This is a genomic window from Marinicella rhabdoformis (assembly GCF_009671245.1).
GTDB classification, from domain to species: Bacteria; Pseudomonadota; Gammaproteobacteria; order Xanthomonadales; family Marinicellaceae; genus Marinicella; species Marinicella rhabdoformis.
The window spans coordinates 149,024-170,453 of the sequence record NZ_VTFS01000005.1; the positions used below are offsets into that span (position 1 = coordinate 149,024).

Genomic DNA, 21,430 nt, shown 5'->3' on the forward strand with positions numbered 1-21,430 from the left:
AACATGGCTGAAAACTTACTCATTGTAGAATCACCTGCGAAAGCAAAAACCATTGAAAAATACCTGGGCAAAGGCTTTAAGGTCTTGGCTTCTTATGGTCACGTCCGTGACTTATTAGCCAAAACAGGTGCAGTCGATCCTGACAATGACTTTGATTTGAAATATGTTGACGTCGAAAGAAATAAAAAACACATAGACGCGATTGTCAAAGAGGCCAAAAAAGCACACACCATCTACCTCGCAACCGATTTGGACAGAGAGGGAGAAGCCATTTCATGGCATGTGGTAGAAATACTCAAGAATAGAAAGTTACTCAAAGACAAACAAGTTCTGCGGGTTGTTTTCAGTGAAATCACCCCATCAGCCATCAAAGATGCCGTTGCCAATCCACGAGAAATCTCTACAGAAATGGTTGATGCACAACAAGCACGACGTGCGTTAGACTATTTGGTTGGTTTTAACTTGTCTCCCTTATTGTGGAAAAAGGTCAGACGTGGGCTGTCAGCCGGTAGGGTACAATCACCTGCATTGCGTTTGATTTGTGAACGTGAAGATGAAATCAATGCCTTTATTAAAGAAGAATACTGGACCATTCATGGCAAACTGTCTAAAGGCAACGAGGGTTTTGATTCAACGCTGAATATTTTAGAAGGCAAAAAACTCAAAAAATTTGACATCAATAATGGTCCTCAAGCAGAAGACATTTTGGCATCATTGCGTCAGCAAGCAGGCCAACAACTAACGGTCACAGAATTAACACAAAAACAAAGAAAACGTCGCCCAGCTCCGCCTTTCATTACATCCACATTACAACAAGAGGCCGCCCGAAAATTAGGTTATTCCGCCAGAAAAACCATGCAAGTAGCACAGCAGTTGTATGAAGGCATCACAGTTAATGGTCAAAGCCAAGGTCTGATCACCTACATGCGTACGGACTCCTTGAATTTGGCCAATGATGCGATTGCAGAATTGCGCAGTGTCATCAGCAAAAAATATGGTGCAGATCAAGTACCTGCTGAACCCAATTTTTATAAAAGCAAATCTAAAAATGCCCAGGAGGCACATGAAGCGATTCGTGCTGTATCCAGTGCATTGATTCCTTCTCAGATTAAGTCATCAATGAACAACGACCAATACCGCTTGTATGATTTAATTTGGAAGCGCACCATGGCCAGCCAAATGATCAATGCCACCATCGGCACGGTTTCGGCTGACTTTACTTTTGGTGGTGATCACAATTTACGTGCCTCAGGTTCAACCATTCTAGAAAAAGGCTTTCTGGCGGTTTATGAAGAAGGCATTGATGATGCAAAAGTCGACAGCAACAAAGAAAAACACCTACCGAATTTAAAGAAAGGTGATGTGGTAGATGTCAAAGAAATACTCGGCACCCAACACTTTACTGAGCCTCCACCGCGATACTCTGAAGCCTCATTGGTTAAAGCGCTGGAAGAATTCGGCATTGGCAGGCCATCTACCTATGCCAGCATCATCTCTACATTATTGAACCGAGATTATGTGGAGCTGGATAAAAAACGATTCATTCCAACAGATGTGGGTCGCGTAGTGGCACGCTTTTTAAGCAAACATTTCACCCAATATGTGGACTACGAGTTTACAGCACGGTTAGAAGATGATTTAGACGCCGTATCTCGTGGAGAGAAACAGTGGAAACCTTTGATGGAGGATTTCTGGCGACCTTTTATCGCTTTGATTGAAGACAAAGAAGAGTCAGTTTCACGTGAAGAGGCACAAGACAAACGTGAATTAGGCACCGATCCTAAATCAGGTAAACCACTGTCTGTTCGCATTGGAAAGTACGGTACGTTCGCACAAATCGGCACCCGAGAAGACGAAGACAAACCTCGCTTTGCAGGCTTATTACCAGGTCAAAAACTAGAAACCATTACTTTTGATGAAGCGATGGCCTTGTTTGACTTGCCGCGCCATTTAGGTGAAACACCTGAAGGCGAAAAAGTTTCTGCCAACATTGGTCGTTTTGGACCTTATGTACGCTATGACAATAAATTTGTCAGCATAAAAGACGGTGACCCATACAGCATCACTTTGGAAGAAGCTTTGGTTATTGTGCAAGAAAAGAAAATTGCAGACGCCAATAAGATCATCCAAACCTTTGATGATGGTATTCAAGTTTTGAATGGACGCTGGGGACCCTATGTCACAGATGGCAATAAAAACGGCAAAATCGCCAAAGACCAAGACCCAAAAGCCTTAACCCATGAAGAATGCATTGAAATCTTAGCAGCAGCACCAGAAAAGAAAAAACGCACAAAGAAAAAAGCCAAAAAGAAAGTGGCTAAAAAAACCACCAAGAAAAAGGTGACTAAGAAAAAGACCACTAAAAAGAAAACAACGAAGAAAAAGGCCAGTAAGAAAAAAGCGTCAAAAAAAACAACTAAAAAATAACATCGGACGCTGACATGATGCCCACCGAAAAAGAAATGAAACATGCCATTCAAACCATCCAAACGGGTGGTTTGTTGGTTTACCCTACAGAGGCCGTTTTTGGTCTGGGTTGCGACTACAGAAACCAAGCAGCAGTTAGCCGGCTGTTAACACTGAAACAACGCGATGTCAGTAAAGGCTTGATCTTAATTGCATCACATGTTCAGCAAATATTGCCATTGATACAGCTCAAAGATCAGAATCATTTGGCACGAGCCATCAAAACTTGGCCTGGCCACAACACGTGGGTTTTTCAAGCTTCACAATCTGTGCCTGATTGGATTTCAGGTCAACATGACAGCGTCGCAGTTCGTGTTTCTACTCACCCCACAATAAAATACTTATGCGATGCCTTAGGCCATGCAATTGTATCAACCAGTGCCAACATCAGTGGACATCCTACAGCCACCAACATTGAACAAGCACAATCGCAATTCGGTGATTCAATTGACTGTTTTTTAGACGCACCTTTGGGACAAGCCAGTCAACCCAGTACGATCAGAAAAGCCGATACTGGTGAGGTTTTGCGATGAAACTAGAAATACGCAGTCGATTGTATTCAATGGCAACAGCGATATTAACGCCAGTGGTTTTGATTCGCTTACTCATGCGAGGGGTAAAAACCAAAGCTTATTTGCAAAGGTGGCATGAACGCTTTGGCTGGTTTAAAAACCCAAAACTCAAAAAGACCATTTGGGTACATGCCGTTTCTGTTGGCGAAGTCAACGCCGCCATTCCTTTGATTAAAGCCTTAATGGAACAGTACCAAAACCACGATTTTGTGCTGACTACCATCACACCAACGGGATCGGATCGCGTACAACAAATTTTTGGTGACCAAGTGTTCCATGTCTATTTGCCCTATGACTTGCCCGGCGCCGTTAAACGATTTTTACGAAAGACCAAACCTGACTTGGCGGTTATCATGGAAACCGAAATTTGGCCTAACTTATTTCGGTTTTGTAAGAAAAGAGGTATTCCCATTGTTGTTGCCAATGCCCGCCTATCTGAGGTGTCAATGAAAGGCTATCGCTGGGTTGAGTCTCTGGCAGCCAAGGCATTTAACAACACCCGGTATGTAGCTGCACAGACCATGACAGATGCCAAACGCATGATACAGCTGGGATGTGAACCAGAACGCATTTTTGTCATTGGTAGCTTGAAATTTGACATCATCATCGAAGAAGAAATTCTTAAAAAAGGCCGTGACATTCGCAGCCACTACCCTGAAAACCGTTTAATTTGGATTGCTGCAAGTACACATTTAGAAGATGAAATAGAGATTTTAGATGCCTATGCGGTTCTTAAACAACGTCACCCTGATTTGATGTTGGTGATTGTTCCAAGGCACCCAGAACGCTTCCAAAGCACCACACAGGCATGCAGAAACAAAGGATTTCAAACCCAATTGCGCAGTGAAGATGGCTTGAGTGATATAGATACAGATGTGTTTGTGGTCGACACCATGGGGGAATTATTAGAGTTTTATGCTTCCAGTGACATCGCCTTTGTTGGTGGTTCATTGGCCGATATTGGCGGCCATAATGTGTTAGAAGCGGCCGTGTTTTCATTGCCTGTTTTGGTGGGTCCCAACACCCATAATTTTGAAGAGATTACCCAGTTACTCAATGACTGTGGCGGTTCATTTTTAGTCCATGATGCCAACGACATCATTCGTTCGATGGACAGTTTAATTGCAGATCGAGTTGTCAGAATAAGGATGGGACAATCTGCCTATAATTTAGTTAATGAACACAAAGGCACAGTTCAAAAAACCATGATGATGATAGACACCATCATGAATCACAAACAATTACCCGATACAGTTCAACACAATAATTACCCTGAAAAACTATTAAAATCTACAAACAAATCAGAATAGCCAACCACCACAAATGAGGAAGCCATGCTAAAAAAATCACTGTCACTATTAATTTTAGCCCTTTGTGGCTGCCAACAATCACCCAACAAACCCAGCACTCACGCTGACTATAACCCCCAATGGGCTGACGCCCAAAAGCCCATGCGTGGCGACTATTGGGCACAGCGTTATGGCTACCCAACATCTAAAGTAGATCCAATTTGGTTCGCTCAATCCCGAGCCGAACACAACAAACACAGTATTAAAACACCGCAAGGCAAATACCTCAACCGCAGCATCAACCAACTGAGCTCAAATGGATTCACCGCATTGGGGCCAAAGCCCATTAATGCAGGGAGCAACTCAAAGTTTACAGGCAGGGTTAACGTTATCGTTTCACACCCAAGCGATGCCACCACAGCTTATCTTGGTATTGATGGAGGCGGGGTATGGAAAACCACCACTTGCTGTGATGCCAACACCACATGGGAAGTGGTCACCGACCAGGCCCCTTTGGTTGGCGGCGCGATTGGTGACTTGCACTTAGACCCCAATGACCCAAACATCATTTACGCGGGTACCGGTGATTTACGTTATGGCTCTTATTCTTTTGGTAGTGCCGGCTTAATGCGCTCCAAAGATGCTGGGAACAATTGGGAATTACTGGGTGAAGTTGAATTTGCACCCTACTATAATCAAGCAGCAGGAGTGTTTCCACAATACCAAGCCATTGGAAAAGTCAGAACCAACCCCAACGATTCGACACATATTGTGGTCGGCACCAAAACTGGGTTGTTTTTTTCTTATGATGATGGCTCATCTTGGGAAGGCCCATGCCTGAGCAACTCATTCACTGACCAAAGACAAGACGTCACCGGTTTAGAAGTCGATGCCAATGGTAATATATATACCGCGATTGGTACACGAGGCCACAACACCACAGTCCAACCAGACCTAGATCAAAACGGTGCCAATGGTATTTACAAGACCGCCTTTCCAACTTCAGGCTGTCCCACATGGCAATCAGTTACCACGGGCACTAATGGCTGGCCCAGTGGCACCTCAGCAGGCACACCTTTTCCGACAAATTCCATTGGTCGCATAGACTTGGCCATGGCGCCATCTGATGATTCGGTTTTGTATGCACAGGTAGCAGATATCTCAAACCGCTCAGTTCGAGGCGTATGGAAAACAACCGATGGTGGCACCCAATGGTCACAAGTGGCCAGCAGTTCAGACATAGGAGGCTGTTCAGGCAGTGGTTCACAAGCTTGGTACGATATGGGCATGTCAATTTCTCCCACCAACCCTGATGAGCTGTTCTTGTCAGCAGTGGATTTATTTAAATCCAGCAATGGCGGTGACACATTCACCAACAGCACCTGTGGTTATGGCGGTGGCTCTTTAGGTGATTTTGTTCATGTTGATCACCATGCCCGTAGTTATGTTGCAGGAGACCCAACCAAATTATTGGTCGGTTCAGACGGTGGCGTTTACTTCACTGATAATGCCGATGAAGCCAACCCCAGAAACATCTCTTACACCCAATTAAACGACAGCATCAATGGTGTGGAATTTTATTCTGGTGACATTTCAGCCAATTTTGCCACTGCTGACAAACAAATAGCCGTCGGCGGGGCTCAAGACAATGGTTCAATGTCCGTGCTTTGGAACCAAGAAACTGTAACAGCCAAAGCGTGGAATAGGGTCAATGGTGGCGATGGCATATACGCCACCTTAGAACCCATCAACGAACAGCGCATATATGTAGAATCACAATTCGGTAACATGAGAATCAGCACCACAGGCCCAAATGGATCTTATAACATAGGTGTCAGCCCATGGAGTGGTGACAGTCGTGTCCCGTTTATTTTTCCATTCCATCTCAACAAACATGATTGTACCGGGAATACCTGTGACCAATTAATGGCCGGTACTTACCGCATTTGGGAAACCACAACCGGTGGTCTGAATAACAACAGTTGGTATATCAACAGCCCAGATTTGACCAAGGGCGTACTGGTAGATCGGTCAATTATCAACCAAATGCACTATGACATGAATGACGGCTCAGTCGCCATAGTAGGCACCAATGACGGCAATGTCTATTATGGATTTAACATGGGTGCAGGTTCAGCTAATTCAGCTAATTGGGTCAATGTCACAGACAACAACGCCGTGCTGCCTAACCGTCCAATCTTGGATGTGGTTTCTCACCAAAATGTGGGCTATGCTGCAGTTGGCGGTTTTGATCAAAACACCCCCGCCACACCGGGTCATGTATTCCAAATCAGCTGTGATACCAATTGTGTAAACTTCACCTGGGAAGATAAATCAGGCGACTTACCTAACATTCCAGTCAACAGTGTAATGGTCAATCCCAATTTCACTGAGATGGTATTCGCAGGTACAGATTGGGGACTCTACTATACTGAAAACATCAGCGACAGCAGCCCAACATGGTATCGGTTTACAACGGGTTTACCTTCAGTCATGATCTGGGATATAACCATAGATCGCGGCTTCTCTACATTGGCTGCTTTTACGCGTTCTCGTGGTGCCTATGTGTGGCCTTTGCCTGATGGTATCATTTCAGATATTATTTTCGCGGATGGATTTGAACGCAAATAAACGAGTAAAACATGAATGATTTTAAAACGGCCACATTTGAACAGCTGAATACCACTCAACTGTATCAAATATTAGCACTTCGCAGCGAGGTCTTTGTCCTTGAACAAAATTGTGCTTATCAAGACATGGATGGTCTTGATGCCTTGACGCATCATGTGTGGGCGGAAACGGATGAACATTTGTTTGCTTACGCGCGCATATTACCGCCTGTGTTGCATCCAGATAAACATGTCAGTATTGGCCGTGTGGTGGTGGCGGAAACGCAACGTAAGGATAAGTGGGGTAAAAAATTGATGCAATATGCGATTGATCAGGCACAATTACTTTTTCCCAATACCATCATCGAAATATCGGCACAAACCTACCTGACTCATTTTTATCAAAACTTGGGCTTTGCTAATACTGGTAATTTCTACCTAGAAGATGACATCCCGCACCAAACCATGGTTTATCGGCCGGTAAGATAATACCCGTCCTTTGTATGGTTGTGGCTCGATAAACCAAAACATGCAGGTTATAATGATGCTTTTGCAGCGACTATTCTCATGCTCAATTGCATCACAACAGAACACAAAACCCACTCAATCCCTGTCATTCCCATCTTATTATCTGAGTATGACAACTGGTTATCAAAACAAAATAACTACCTCAAAAACGCCACTGAAAGCCAAGGTTTTGGACAAAATGTGGGCCAATTTTTCCTTGATTACCACGCCAATGGGACATTGTCGCAAGTCTATTTGATCTTGGCTGATGACTTGAACCCCTATACCGTGGGCGCCAACATCAATCAACTGCCATTACTGGATTACCACGTGGCTTCTGATGACACCCAGGCCAATGAATCACTGATTAAATCATGGGGCTTTTCTTGTTACCGTTTTGAACGTTATAAAGCCAACCAAGAAGTACCTCATTTAGTGGTCTCTGACACAGATAAATACAAAACAGTACTGTCTGAAGTGACTGCGACTCATTGGGTTCGTGATTTGATTAATACGCCCGCTGATGACATGGGGCCTACCGAGTTGGCCGCATGGGTAGATAATTTTGCGGGCAACCATGATGCCAAAACACAACATATTGTGGGTGACGAGTTACTAAAACAAAACTTCCCAGCCATACATTTGGTTGGACGTGCCAGTCATAAATCACCACGTTTGATAGAAATGAACTGGGGTGATGACAGCAACCCACGTATCACATTGGTGGGTAAAGGTGTGTGTTTTGATACAGGCGGTAACAACATGAAAACAGGCATGTTTATGAAGCTGATGAAAAAAGACATGGGTGGTGCCGCTCACGTCTTGGGTTTAGCCAAACTCATCATTGACCATGAATTACCAGTGCGGTTACAGGTATTAATTCCAGCAGTAGAAAACGCCGTTGCGGGCAATGCACATCGGCAAGGTGACATCGTGACCACACGTTCTGGACAAACGGTTGAAATTGGTCATACCGACGCAGAAGGTCGCGTGATTTTGTCAGATGCTTTGACTTATGCGACTGAATTTAATCCAAGCCTGATCATTGATTTCGCCACATTAACAGGCGCCGCTCGTGTGGCTTTAGGCCCTACATTAACCCCCACATTCAGCAACCGTGATGAAATCAACCAAGGCATACATGACCAGGGCTTGCTCACCCACGACAACACTTGGCCCATGCCGCTGTACCGTGAATACAACAAGTACATAAAACCCAAAATTGCAGATTTAACCAACAGTGGCTCCATCCCACAAGCTGGCTGCATAACGGCCGCATTGTTCCTAGAACACTTTATCTCAGAAGACATTCCATGGATCCACATCGACACCTATGGTTGGAACTTTGGCGACCGCACAGGCGGTATCGAAGGTGGAGAGGCGCTGAGTTTAGTGGCCGTTTTCCATTGGCTTAAATCATATATCTAACTGAAAAAAACATGTCTGACACAGCAAATAATTTACATTTTGGTCAAGGCGAAAAACCCGCCATCATCCTTGGCAAATTTGCCAATCGACACGGTTTAATTACGGGTGCTACTGGCACGGGTAAAACCGTGACTTTACAAGTGCTGGCTGAAAACTTCAGCCAAATGGGCGTACCTGTTTTTGTCACAGACATCAAAGGTGATGTTTCTGGATTGTCCCAAGCAGGAAAGCAAAAAGAATTTTTGGATAACCGCGCCAAAGAACTGAACATTGAAAATTACAGGTATGAAGGTTCATCGACCATTTTTTGGGATATATTCAAAAAACATGGTCATCCTGTCCGCACCACCATTCAGGAAATTGGACCTTTGTACCTCAGTCGTTTGCTTGAGTTATCTGATGTTCAAGAGGGTGTGATTGCAGTGGCTTTCAAATATGCAGAAACCAATCACTTACCACTGTTAGACCTCAAAGACCTGACTTCATTGTTGAAGTACATGGGCGAAAATTACAAAGCCATTTCATCAGAATATGGGCGCATCACCAATGCATCAATTGGTGCCATTCAACGTCGCCTGCTCAATTTAGAATCCCAAGATGCTGAAAAGCTGTTTGGTGAACCAGCTTTAGAATTGGTCGATTTGATGCGTCAAGACATGCAGGGCAACGGCATCATCAGCATCATGGAATCCCGCGATTTAATGATGAAGCCACAACTGTATGCGACGTTTTTATTGTGGTTGATGACTGAGTTGTTTGAAACTTTGCCTGAAGTGGGCGATTTACCTGAACCCAAGTTGGTACTGTTTTTTGATGAAGCCCACTTGATATTCACAGATGCGCCAAAAGAAGTGATACGTCGCATTGAACAAGTAGCCCGGTTGATTCGTTCAAAAGGTGTGGGGATATACTTTTGTACCCAATCACCAGGTGACATCCCTGAAAACATTTTAGGACAGCTAGGCAACAAAGTTCAACATGCACTGCGTTCTTACACGCCCAAAGACAAAAAAGTCATCAAGGCAGTTGCTGATTCTTTCAGGCCCAATCCCAAGCTCGATACAGCCGAAGTCATCACAGAACTGGGTGTTGGAGAAGCTTTGGTTTCAACACTGGAAGCCAAAGGTGCGCCTTCAATCGTTGATCGCGTTAAAATTGCACCTCCCCGTTGTCGCATGGGGCCTGCCACAACTGAAGAACGTGCCACCATCATGAAACGTTCTCCTGTTGGGGCCAAATACGATACCGATTTAGACCGCGAATCTGCCCACGAAAAGTTACAAAAACGTGCCGCTGAACTCGCCGAACTAAAAGCCAAAGAACAAGCCAAGCTTGAACAGGCCAAAAAGGAAGCAGCTAAACAAGCACAAGAAGAAAAGCAAAACAGCCGCTACAGAAGCAAAAAAACATCCAGTCGAGGACGTCGCAGTGACACCGTTTTGGAATCAATGGGTAAATCGCTTGGCCGTAAATTCACCACCAAAGCGGTGAATGCCGTATGGAAGGCGTTGTTTGGTCGTAAACGTTAAAATCTGTTTAATTAACCATGTCTATTGAATTGGCCTTGTTAGTTGGCTTGGGCATGGTGGTTGGCTTTTTTGCGGGTTTATTGGGGATTGGTGGGGGTGGCATCATGGTGCCCGCATTGACTGCATTTTTCATTCACCAAGGGTATGATGCTAGTCAAGTGGTTCACATGGCCCTGGCCACTTCTTTGTCCTGTATTATTTTCAATGCCAGTATCAGCACCTACAGCCACCACAAACATGATGCCATTGTGTGGCCTATTGTTTATCGCATGGCACCGTTTGTGGCTGCAGGAAGCCTCATAGCCGCTCTACTTGCCATCACACTGTCATCAAAGGCATTGGCTGTGATTTTTGTGTTTTTTATGTGTGTTATTGCCTGTCAAATGGCATTTAACATCAAGCCCAAAGGACAAAAACAACACATCAACCGATTTAAATTAAGTCTCGCCGGCTCAATGATTGGATTTTTCTCTGCATTGTTGGCCATCGGCGGCGGCAGCTTTACAGTCCCTTTTTTAAACTGGCACCAGATTAACATCAAAAAAGCCATAGCCACTGCAGCAGCCTTGGGGTTACCCATTGCATTGGCTGGTACGCTGACCATGGCCACACTCTCGCCAAACCAAGATCAAGAGCATCATCAATTGATTGGACTGGTATATTGGCCAGCAACTGTGGCATTGACATTGGGTGCCTTAATCACCACACCCTTCGGTGCGTATTTGACCCACCGACTGCCTGTGGGCATATTAAAAAAAGTGTTCTCAATATTACTGGTATTACTCGCCTTTAAAATGTATTTGACCTTGGACTGATTAGACGTAAGGTTTACTGAAAACCGCTGCTTTAAGTGGCAGCTCAACAGACGTCACATGATTGGCTCTTAACTTTTCAGAAAAGCCGTTATTAATCTCAGAAAAAATTTGTGGCACAGGCGTATTGAGGTATTTATCACCTAAAGACGCCACTGCTTCCTCGGGTATCACATCATAATCAGCCAGATACTGAAGAAATGCACGTGAATAGGCGGTCTCAGGAACGATAAAATAAATTTCTTCACGCTCATAATCTTCTAATTCATGGGCACTGAAAATACCTTCATGCCATTGTTCAATTTCTTGCAACTTGGTTTCTAAGAATGCAGCCTCTAAATTTTCATCCGAAATCTTTACAGGATTATTTCTGTGAACCCTCATGAACTCGGCTCGGGTCACCCCCCCTTTATTGGCAATAAAGGCCATGTCTTTTTGATAAGCTGTTTCGAAAAATGCCCTGAAATTTTCTGCGGTAATATCAGATGAAGACATCCCTTCACACTCGGTTTGTATCCTTTGCCATAAGTCCTCAACTGACGCCCCAGTCAGGTGAACTTTTGTGCATTCAGGACGTGAATCTATTTCAGAGCCTGAAACCGCATTGGTGACTGTTACATCTTCACCAGACTCACCTAAATACACCATATCTACCCAATGACCGACCAAAGGGTATTTATATAGCACCGCTGAAACACCCTCGTTAAAAAAGGCTTGCAAACTGACATCAGGCATCCCAATCACATCGTACACTTTCCCTTTCTCAAACCCCAGTCGCACCAACGCTTTACTTAATTCTTGTGAACCGTCCTCTTGTAGCCACTCCGTATCATAACTTTCATTCAAATGCACAACCATAGGCGTCATCGACTCTGAATTCGTCAACTCCAAAGCACTTTTAAACTTGATTCTGATAAACAAATAAATTGCAACAATAATCAAGATAATAGCAACCACTATGCTGCCAATGATTTGAAAAAATAAAGCCATAAACCCAATACCCAAAATAAAATTATTTTTTATTTTTTCACAATTCACACCCAGATTGAAAAATTTTTTCTTAATATCTTTAGTGACACCATGATTTGATTTTTCTAATGTTTTACAGGGCTTGAGAAGCACGCACTTGCTGCGTTAAAATAAAACTCCATTTGGGCAGGTTATCAACGCTAATTTTTAAAATATTCGTAGAAACACGCCTCATCCATTCAATTATTAGGGAGATTTAACACATGGCTTTTACCAAGCTTAAACGTGTCGCTACGGCATTGTGTTTGTTGTCTGTGTCAATGACACAAGCGGCCACTACAAAATTGCAAGACAGCGTCAAAGAAGTCGTTTTAGACAACGGCATGACCTTTTTAATGGTCCAACAGCCTGGCCAACCTAACATTGTCGGCGGCTGGGTCGCTAAAGTTGGGTCTGCCAATGAAAAACCAGGCATCACGGGTATTTCACACCTATTTGAACACATGCTGTTCAAAGGCTCTCCTCGTATAGGCGTCAAAAAAGCCAAATTGGATGACAAAATCCGAGGCCAGCTAGATGACATCCGTAATCAAATGATTGAAAAAGAACGTGGTTACCGTGAACAAGTACGCTTAGGTTATGGAGCATCTGTAACAGATGCCGAGCTACAAGACGACGAAATGAAAGCATTACAAAAAGAGTTTGATGCGTTGATCGAAAAGCAACGTGAAAACTTAGTTAAAGATGAATTTGACCAAGTGTATACCGCAGCGGGTGCCTCTGGCATGAATGCTTTTACCAACCAAGACATGACTGTTTACTTTATTCGTGTACCCAAGAACAAACTAGAAATGTGGATGTGGATGGAGTCAGAACGTTTGTCTCAACCGGTTTTCCGTGAATTTTATTCAGAACGTGATGTGGTTTATGAAGAACGCCGCATGCGCACAGAGTCTACCCCTACGGGTGCACAAGATGAGGTCTTTAACTCCATGTTTTGGCGCGGTCACCCTTACGGTTGGCCTGTGGTTGGCTGGCCTTCTGATATTTCTGCCATCACACGTGAACAAGCTGCCAATTATTTTGACCAATACTATGCACCTAATAACTTAACTTTTGCATTGGTTGGTGACTTTGATGAAGATGAAGCCATCAAAATGGCTAAAAAATATTTCGGCCGCATACCTTCAAATGGTAAAAAAGCCGATGATGTCATCACTTTGGGCATGCCACTATTGGGCGATTTCAACTATGAGACTGAAGTTGATGCGCCTCCATCGGCCACCATCCAATGGCGAACCACAGCTTTTGGCGGTAAAGACGATCCCGCATTGAGTGTTTTGGCCGGCGTTTTGTCAGGAAAAACTGGCCGACTCTATAAAAGATTGGTTTTAGAAGACCAAATTGCAACTTCCGCTTCAGCACAAAGTAATACCCAAAAATTTGATGGCAGCTTCTCCGTTGCTGCCAATGGTAAAAAAGGCATCAGCCCAAAATTGTTGAAGAAAACTTTACTTGAAGAGGTTCAAAAAATCATTGATGAAGGCATCACTGATTATGAACTAGAAAAACAGTTAAATCAAAGTGCAGCTGGCCAGTTCAGACGCTTGGAAGATCCTTTCTTTTTGGCCATTCAATTGTTGTATTTCGAAGGTTTACGAGATTGGCGCACCATGGATACCAACTTTGAACGCCTGAACAAAGTCACCAAAGCAGATGTTCAAGCTGTAGCAGAAAAATACCTAACAGGATTCAAAGCATCGGCTTTATACACGCGAAAAGTGTCTGACGAGCCTGTTGATCCTGAATTGGCCGCGTTGAGTCAAGAAGACCAAGACCAAGTAAAACAAATGTTAGGCCAATTGGCCATGGTACCACCTGCACAACTCCCTGCCATTGTGGCACGCATTGAGGGCAGCATGGCACAAGCACCCGCCGACAAACAAGCTGCTATGCAGTATTTACTCAAACAATTGAAAAAACGATTAGACAAGGCAGGAGAGTAATCATGACATTCAAAAAGATAATATTAGCATCGGCTCTGGCCACCGCCATCTTGGCAACAGGTCCTGTCATGGCTAAAAAAAGCATCAGCCAAAAAGGCATAGTCAAGCATCCCAGCAAATTAAAATTCGATGACCGTGAATTGTACTTTGCAGATGCTGGAAAGCATCAAGTAAAGCTCACTGACGGCAATGTGGCTTATGTGGTTGAAGACAATAAGTTTCCCCTCGTCCGCATAACCATCACTTCACCCATTGGGGAATTTATCCTATCTGAGGATGCACCTGCTACTGGTGACATGGCAATGACCATGTTACGAGATGGTGGTACCAAGGATTTGGCTCCCGATGCACTGGATGAGCGCTTAGACTTTTTAGCAACTAGCATACGTTTCAACACCAACTCAGTCAGTTCTTCTGCGAGTTTAGATACTTTGTCTGATAATTTAGATGAGTCTTTGGATTTGATGTTCGACTTGTTGACTGAAACCCGTTTTGATACAGAACGCTTACAAATTAATAAAGACAAAGCGCTTGAAAGCATGCGCCGCAGAAACGATGACACGCGCACCATTGAACCGCGTGTTTGGGCTGAGCTGATTCGAGGTGAAGAATTCTACACCAATCACATGGCCACAGAATCACAAGTCACAGCCATCGACGAAGCGGCAATGAAAAAGTATGTTGATCAAGTGTTTGGTTCAGGCCAACTTTTGGTGGCAGTTTCTGGTGCAGTTGAGCGTGATGTGGTTATAGAAAAACTTAACCAACAACTGGCTCGCTTGCCTGAAATGTCTGTCGAGCGCAACATTCCTGATAATTTGATGCCAAAAGCACCTGGATTATATGGTGTAAATAAAGATGATGTGACCCAAACTCGGGTGACCATTGGACATCCTGGCACCAAACGAGACAACCCTGACTACTATGCCATTCAAGTCATGAATGACATTCTGGGTGGTGGCGGATTCACTTCACGCATCACCAAACGCGTGCGTTCTGATGAAGGATTGGCTTATTCTGCTGGCTCTCGCTATTCTGCTGGTCGCTACTTTGATGGTCAATTCAGGGCCTATTTTCAATCTAAAAATCCTTCAGTGGCACAAGCCACTGCCATTGTTTTAGAGGAAATTGAAAAGATTCAAAACAACCCCGTCAGTGCAAAAGAACTTCAAACTGCACAAGAAGCCCAACTGACATTTTTGGCAGACCTGTACTCAAGCCCTCAAGGTAAAGCCAATCGCTTCGTTACAGATGACTTAAATAATGAAGCAGCTGACTATTGGGAAAACTACGAGCAAAACATCCGTGCTGTTACAGTCGAAGATGTTCAACGGGTTGCCAAAAAATACCTCAATAAAGACCAGTTGCGTATTTTATTGGTGGGTAAATTATCAGAAGCCGAAGCAGGTGATGGAGAACACGGCACCATGGAGTCAGTCACTGGCCTGAAAATGCAAAGAATTGCACTGAAAGAGCCTTTGACGTTAGAGCCATTGAACTAAGCTTATAAAGCCATTCAAGCAAAAAACCCGCCACAATGGCGGGTTTTTTTATACTTCAATCACAAGCATGGGCATCAAAATACCACACATTGATGATTACATCGTTTTTCAATTGGTACATAGAAAAACTGCATTGACTGCGGTCGTTACCTTCGTCATCTACAAAAACTGCTTCTTCTAATAACTGAATAAAACCACCTGATTTTTGACTGCTTCTGATGCGTGACTTGGCATTGGGTTTATTTTCAAAAAACGGCACCAAGTAGCGATTCAAATGATCCTTGCCATTGGTTTCCGTGTGTATTTGGTCGCCGCTGATGAACATGTACTTGATGTCATCATGAACCAAAGCCATCATCGCTGGAATGTCATGTGCGTTGTAAGCTGAAACAAAACGTTGAGCCACATCAGTTTCAGTCACTGAATTTTGTTTTAGCGAAGTCGATTGACACCCCATCAACAAAAAAATCAGAAAACTTATAATCAGTTTTTTCATCACAAGGCCTATTTTAAATACTGTATTATATGACACCACTTACATAACATCATGTTGTCACTGATTGACGACTAAAAACTTTGTAACAAACACTGTCCCTAAAAATATGACATCAATATAACCAACATGGCAAATGATCAAAAAACGTAACTTAAAAAAACTAACCTGTTTATTGGGTTTGATATTAGGTATATTTTCAGCCTTGGGTGCATGGGCACACGGCGTTGACTCAGCTACCAAAACATTCTTGCTCAATAATGAAGGCATGGCCATCATACCGTTCATATATATTGGTGCCAAACACATGGTCACTGGCTATGACCATTTATTGTTTTTAGTTGGTGTGATTTTCTTTTTGTACCGATCGAAAGACGTGGTGGTTTATGTCAGTTTGTTCACCATAGGACACAGTTTGACTTTACTTTTTGGTGCGTTCAATGGCATTCAGGTCAATGCCTATCTGATCGATGCGGTGATTGGCTTTTCCATTGTTTACAAGGGTTTTGATAACCTCGGTGGGTTCAAAAATCTCTTTGGATTTCAACCCAATACCAAGGCAGCTGTATTGATATTTGGCCTCTTTCATGGCTTTGGCTTGGCAACCAAATTACAAGAATTTCAACTCAAAGAAGAGGGCCTGCTGGCTAATTTATTGGCTTTTAATATGGGCGTGGAAATAGGACAAATTTTGGCCTTGGGCATGGTGCTGATTGTACTCAGTTTTTGGCGGCGGTTCGACAGCTACCTCAAATTTTCTGGTCTGACAAACACATTGCTAATGACTTCAGGTTGGCTTTTGGTGTTTTATCAATTGTCTGGTTATTACTACAATTCTTAATAATAAATGAAATCCACATGAACACAAACAATCACAAATCTGCAAACAACACATCTACCAAGCACTTATTGATTTCAATATTCGCCGCTTTGCTGCTTGCCACAATCATATATTTGATCGCCATTTTACCCGCTGAGTTCAACCAAGACCCCACTGGCCTAGGCGAAAAACTGGGCCTCACCGTTCTGTCAGCAACCCAAGACACTGTTGAACCAACTCCAATTCAAGCACAAGCTGATCAAGGTATTGATGAAGCGGGCTTACGCCAGCGCATCGACGAAGTCACCGTAAACGTCCCTGCAGGTCGTGGCATAGAATACAAACTGTTCCTCGAACAACATGACAGCTTCAAATACGAGTGGAAAACCCTGAACGATGAAGACATCTATTTTGATCTCCATGGTGAACCCGTAGGTGACACCACCGGTTTCTTCGAAAGTTACAGCATCGCCACCACAACAAACATGGAAGGCACAACAACAGTACCTTTCACCGGCAGCCATGGCTGGTACTGGAAAAACACCACAGATGAACCCATCCGCATCAGCCTGAAAACCTCAGGCCAGTATGAAGTAATTGGTTTGAAGTAAATGTTTCTAAAAGAACTAAGCTGTTACTTCTCATAATGATAACGACAGGAAATGATGGTTATTTCATCATCGTCAATCGCATTTACTAGGGATATAGGTGGTTACAATTCCATTTTCTCTCAAAGAGTTTTTAAATATTCAACTCTATTTCTCTTTGGGCCACAGAAAGCCACTCTAGTTTACTAAGCTTGTATATGAATTGCTGGCAAATAGCTGATTTACAACATGTTGAATTGTAAATTGATTTGCTCCGTACTCAACAATTATTCCAAACTCGTTTAACTTTCCAATTTCAAAACCATCTTCAATATCTTCGTAAAAAACAATGAACTCATCTTTTCGGGCCACAATAAATACTGACTCCAGCTTGCCCCATCGATCTATTTTTACAGGCTCGTAAGGAACCCTTATTTTGGTAAAGCAGGCTAATTCCTGGCCGCTTAATAGAGCGCACTGAGTCTCAACTTCCTTTTCAAGCTGTGCTTTAGTAATTGGTTTCCACTTCATAATACTCAAAATATTCATTTTTTTAGCTTTAGTGAATCACAAAAAAGCGAAGGGTAAGAAAATGTCAGCCGTTGGTTGACGAAGGTCAGGTAAAAAACGATTGCTGATTTTTGCGAAGCAAGCAGCTATCGTTCCATACTAACGCAGCAGACCTACATCCTTGTAGGCCAAGAAAACATGAGTGAATACCGTAGACCGTAATCAGCAGTCGGTTCATAAAATCATTGGGCTTTGCGGTTTTGGGCGAAGCAACGCTTCTGCCGGCATCCTGCCTCCGCTGCGGACCTACATCCATGTAGGCCAAGAAGCGAAGCTAAAAAAATGCCAACCGTTGGTGCGAGAATCGCATCAACGGTTGGCTCATTGATGTCTTATCTTTTCCGGTTTTGGGCGAAGCACAAAGAAGGGAAAGATAAGGTACAAACCATGTCAGCCGTTGGTCCACGAAGTGGATCAGCAGCTGACTCATAATATCATTGTTTGTTACGGTTTTTCGCGGAGCGAAAAGAAGTGGCAAACAAATTACCTTTACTTGTCCTCTTCTAAACCTATCCCGTCCATGCCCATTGACAAGGTGTCGGCATCGCCGCCTTGTGACAGTTTGATGGCCAAACGCACTTCATTGGCCGAGTCGGCATGACGTAAGGCATCTTCGTATGTGATTTCACCTGCTTGGTACAAATCGAACATCGCTTGGTCGAATGTTTGCATACCGGCATTGGTCGATTTTTTCATCAAATCTTTGAGCTTTTCAATCTTGCCCTTGCGGATGTATTCTGCAGCCAATGGTGAATTAATCAATACCTCAACCGCAGCACGCCTGCCGTTACCGTCTGGCGTGGGTATCAACTGTTGTGCAATCATGGCACGCAGGTTCAATGACATGTCCATTAACAACTGTTCACGCGCATCTTTAGGAAAGAAATGTAATACACGGTCTAATGCTTGGTTGGCGTTATTCGCATGTAATGTCGCCAAACACAAGTGACCTGTTTCCGCAAATGTAATCGCTTGCCCCATGGTTTCCCTGGTTCTGATCTCACCAATCATGATGACATCTGGCGCTTGCCTCAAAGTGTTCCGAAGTGCAATTTCAAATGACTCAGTATCCAGCCCCACTTCACGCTGCGTGATGACACAACCCTGGTGTTCATGTACATACTCAATCGGGTCTTCAATGGTGATGATATGACCCGTTGTATTCACATTTCGGTAACCAATCATGGCAGCCAAAGACGTCGATTTACCGGTACCAGTACCACCAACAAATATGATGATGCCGCGCTTGGTTAATGCCAGCTCTTTCAGTACCTCAGGCAGCTTCAATGATTCAAAGGTTGGAATTTTGGTTTCAACGCGACGAATCACCATGCCCACAGCATTCCTTTGATAAAAGGCCGAAACCCTGAAACGACCCACAGAAGACACGCCAATGGCGAAATTACATTCGTGGGTTCTCTCAAACTCTTCTTTTTGATAAGGCGACATGATGCCCGTCACCATGTCTCTGGCTTGTGCTTTGGTCAAAGGTTGTTGGGTAATCGGAATCACACGACCATGAATCTTGATACTCGGTGGCAAATTGGCTGTGATAAATAAATCCGAAGCCTTTTTGTGCACCATCAACTTGAGGTAGGAATTGAAATCCATGTTATTTCTCTGTTTCTCTGAGCGTTGTTTTTATAAGAATACAAAGGGCCCAAAGGCCCTTATTATTTTAATCATTCAAAGTCTGCTTTCTTCACTGCACGGCTTCTGGCCTGTGCTTTCGAAATCAAACCTTTGCGTACCAATTCAATCAAACATTGATCCAACGTCTGCATGCCATGCCCTTGACCTGTTTGAATAGATGAATACATTTGCGCCACCTTATCTTCACGAATCAAGTTTCGAATCGCTGGGATACCAATCATGATTTCATGGGCTGCGACACGTCCACCGCCCACTCTTTTAATCAAAGTTTGTGCCACAACTGATCGCAATGACTCTGACAACATTGATCGCACCATCGGTTTTTCACCTGCTGGGAACACGTCAATGATACGGTCAATGGTCTTCGCAGCTGATGTGGTATGCAAGGTACCAAATACCAAATGACCCGTTTCTGCCGCGGTCAATGCCAATCTAATGGTTTCCAAGTCACGAAGCTCACCCACCAGGATGATGTCAGGGTCTTCACGTAATGCAGATCGAAGTGCATTTTCAAAACTCTTGGTGTCTCTGTGAACCTCACGTTGATTAATCAAACATTTGTTACTGGTGTGAACAAACTCTATCGGATCTTCAATCGTTAAAATGTGACCATGTTCTTTTTTATTCAAGAAATCAATCATTGCAGCCAAGGTGGTTGATTTACCAGAACCCGTAGGACCAGTTACCAAAATCAAGCCACGAGGGATGTCAATAATCTCTTTGAAAATGGCCGGACAATTCAAGTCTTCAAAGGTCAGAATTTCTGTTGGAATGGTTCTGAATACCGCGCCACAACCCCTGTTTTGATTGAATGCATTAACACGAAAACGTGCCAAACCCGGGATTTCAAACGAGAAGTCAATCTCGTAATTTTCTTCAAATTCCTTCCTTTGGTAATCATTCATGATGTCATAAATCATGTCATGTAATTCTTTATGCTCCAAAGGCGGTAAGTTAATCCTTCTGACGTCCCCATCCACCCTGATCATGGGTGGTAAGCCAGCTGACAAATGCAAATCTGATGCTTTATTTTTTACTGTAAATGCCAATAACTCAGCGATATCCATCACTTTACTCTCTTATGAACCAACATTGAGTTTATCTCCGTTAAATGATAAATTCCAGTTACTTTTCAACATTTTACTGAAATCTCATGAAGAATTTAATTAACCTCCTGATTTTGACTTTGTTCATTAGTGGATGCCAAAACAACAACAATTTTGTTAAACTCAATAACCACGAATTTACCGTAGAGCTGGCTGAAAGTGATGAGTCACGTGCTATGGGACTGATGTACCGTAAAGAAATGGCTGACGATGAAGGCATGTTGTTTATTTTTCCCAATGAATACCCACGTGCTTTTTGGATGAAAAACACTTTAATACCCTTAGACATCCTCTACTTTGATAAAAATAAAAAGCTGGTCAGTTTGAGCATGAACACACCGCCGTGCAAAAACACCACCACACGTTGTCCCAACTACCCCAGTGTAAAACCTGCAAAATATGTACTCGAAATCAATGCAGGACTTTCAAAAAAATATGGATTTAAAAAAGGAGATCTATTGGAAATCCATAGAAAATAGCGTGGTAGATTTAAAATTGTGTTAAAAAATAGT

At 43.4% G+C, this 21,430-nt stretch carries 18 protein-coding genes; 13 read left to right on the forward strand and 5 right to left on the reverse strand.

Annotation, left to right across the window (positions count from 1 at the left end; genetic code table 11):
* Positions 1 to 3: 3 nt before the first annotated feature.
* From FET73_RS12425 to FET73_RS12460, 8 genes are all read left to right on the forward strand, one after another.
* Positions 4 to 2,427, forward strand: coding sequence for a DNA topoisomerase I (locus tag FET73_RS12425; protein ID WP_154224288.1), 2,424 nt, complete (start codon positions 4 to 6; stop codon positions 2,425 to 2,427).
* Positions 2,428 to 2,441: 14 nt separating this feature from the next.
* Positions 2,442 to 2,999, forward strand: coding sequence for an L-threonylcarbamoyladenylate synthase type 1 TsaC (gene tsaC, locus FET73_RS12430; protein WP_218944332.1), 558 nt, complete (start codon positions 2,442 to 2,444; stop codon positions 2,997 to 2,999).
* A complete protein-coding gene (gene waaA / locus FET73_RS12435; RefSeq protein WP_154224289.1) occupies positions 2,996 to 4,348 on the forward strand; it encodes a lipid IV(A) 3-deoxy-D-manno-octulosonic acid transferase in 1,353 nt (450 codons plus the stop codon). The genes tsaC and waaA overlap by 4 nt, the downstream gene beginning before the upstream one ends.
* Before the next feature lie 24 nt (positions 4,349 to 4,372).
* Positions 4,373 to 6,958 (forward strand): WD40/YVTN/BNR-like repeat-containing protein, encoded by a 2,586-nt coding sequence (locus tag FET73_RS12440; protein ID WP_154224290.1) that lies wholly within the window; start codon positions 4,373 to 4,375, stop codon positions 6,956 to 6,958.
* Positions 6,959 to 6,969: 11 nt separating this feature from the next.
* Positions 6,970 to 7,425, forward strand: coding sequence for a GNAT family N-acetyltransferase (locus FET73_RS12445; protein ID WP_154224291.1), 456 nt, complete (start codon positions 6,970 to 6,972; stop codon positions 7,423 to 7,425).
* A 78-nt stretch (positions 7,426 to 7,503) separates the two neighbouring features.
* Positions 7,504 to 8,871, forward strand: coding sequence for a leucyl aminopeptidase family protein (locus tag FET73_RS12450; protein ID WP_154224292.1), 1,368 nt, complete (start codon positions 7,504 to 7,506; stop codon positions 8,869 to 8,871).
* Positions 8,872 to 8,882: 11 nt separating this feature from the next.
* Positions 8,883 to 10,400, forward strand: coding sequence for a helicase HerA-like domain-containing protein (locus FET73_RS12455; RefSeq protein WP_154224293.1), 1,518 nt, complete (start codon positions 8,883 to 8,885; stop codon positions 10,398 to 10,400).
* 17 nt (positions 10,401 to 10,417) lie between these two features.
* A complete protein-coding gene (locus FET73_RS12460; protein WP_154224294.1) occupies positions 10,418 to 11,215 on the forward strand; it encodes a sulfite exporter TauE/SafE family protein in 798 nt (265 codons plus the stop codon).
* Here FET73_RS12460 and FET73_RS12465 read toward each other — a convergent pair whose 3' ends face one another.
* A complete protein-coding gene (locus FET73_RS12465; protein ID WP_154224295.1) occupies positions 11,216 to 12,202 on the reverse strand; it encodes a hypothetical protein in 987 nt (328 codons plus the stop codon).
* A 242-nt stretch (positions 12,203 to 12,444) separates the two neighbouring features.
* Here FET73_RS12465 and FET73_RS12470 point away from each other — a divergent pair, with 242 nt between their 5' ends.
* Entirely contained in the window at positions 12,445 to 14,187 is a 1,743-nt protein-coding gene (locus FET73_RS12470) for a M16 family metallopeptidase (RefSeq protein WP_154224296.1), read from the forward strand.
* A gap of 2 nt (positions 14,188 to 14,189) precedes the next feature.
* A complete protein-coding gene (locus FET73_RS12475; RefSeq protein WP_154224297.1) occupies positions 14,190 to 15,689 on the forward strand; it encodes a M16 family metallopeptidase in 1,500 nt (499 codons plus the stop codon).
* A 55-nt stretch (positions 15,690 to 15,744) separates the two neighbouring features.
* Here FET73_RS12475 and FET73_RS12480 read toward each other — a convergent pair whose 3' ends face one another.
* Positions 15,745 to 16,110: a nuclear transport factor 2 family protein gene (locus FET73_RS12480; RefSeq protein WP_179952272.1), complete on the reverse strand. Its 366-nt coding sequence runs from the start codon at positions 16,108 to 16,110 to the stop codon at positions 15,745 to 15,747.
* Between the two features lie 208 nt (positions 16,111 to 16,318).
* Here FET73_RS12480 and FET73_RS12485 point away from each other — a divergent pair, with 208 nt between their 5' ends.
* Both FET73_RS12485 and FET73_RS12490 read left to right on the forward strand, forming a co-directional pair.
* A complete protein-coding gene (locus FET73_RS12485) occupies positions 16,319 to 17,023 on the forward strand; it encodes a HupE/UreJ family protein (RefSeq protein WP_154224299.1) in 705 nt (234 codons plus the stop codon).
* A 17-nt stretch (positions 17,024 to 17,040) separates the two neighbouring features.
* Complete coding sequence (locus FET73_RS12490; protein WP_154224300.1) at positions 17,041 to 17,613, forward strand: hypothetical protein; 573 nt, start codon at positions 17,041 to 17,043, stop codon at positions 17,611 to 17,613.
* A 174-nt stretch (positions 17,614 to 17,787) separates the two neighbouring features.
* Here the strand turns inward: FET73_RS12490 and FET73_RS12500 are convergent, their stop codons facing one another.
* The 3 genes from FET73_RS12500 to FET73_RS12510 form a co-directional block, all read right to left on the reverse strand.
* Positions 17,788 to 18,138, reverse strand: coding sequence for a hypothetical protein (locus FET73_RS12500; RefSeq protein WP_154224301.1), 351 nt, complete (start codon positions 18,136 to 18,138; stop codon positions 17,788 to 17,790).
* A gap of 510 nt (positions 18,139 to 18,648) precedes the next feature.
* Positions 18,649 to 19,770 carry a PilT/PilU family type 4a pilus ATPase gene (locus FET73_RS12505; protein WP_154224302.1) on the reverse strand — a complete coding sequence of 374 codons (1,122 nt, stop codon included), beginning with the start codon at positions 19,768 to 19,770 and terminating at the stop codon, positions 18,649 to 18,651.
* Between the two features lie 71 nt (positions 19,771 to 19,841).
* Complete coding sequence (locus FET73_RS12510; RefSeq protein ID WP_154224303.1) at positions 19,842 to 20,879, reverse strand: type IV pilus twitching motility protein PilT; 1,038 nt, start codon at positions 20,877 to 20,879, stop codon at positions 19,842 to 19,844.
* A gap of 86 nt (positions 20,880 to 20,965) precedes the next feature.
* Here FET73_RS12510 and FET73_RS12515 point away from each other — a divergent pair, with 86 nt between their 5' ends.
* Positions 20,966 to 21,397: a DUF192 domain-containing protein gene (locus FET73_RS12515; protein ID WP_154224304.1), complete on the forward strand. Its 432-nt coding sequence runs from the start codon at positions 20,966 to 20,968 to the stop codon at positions 21,395 to 21,397.
* Positions 21,398 to 21,430 lie beyond the last annotated feature (33 nt).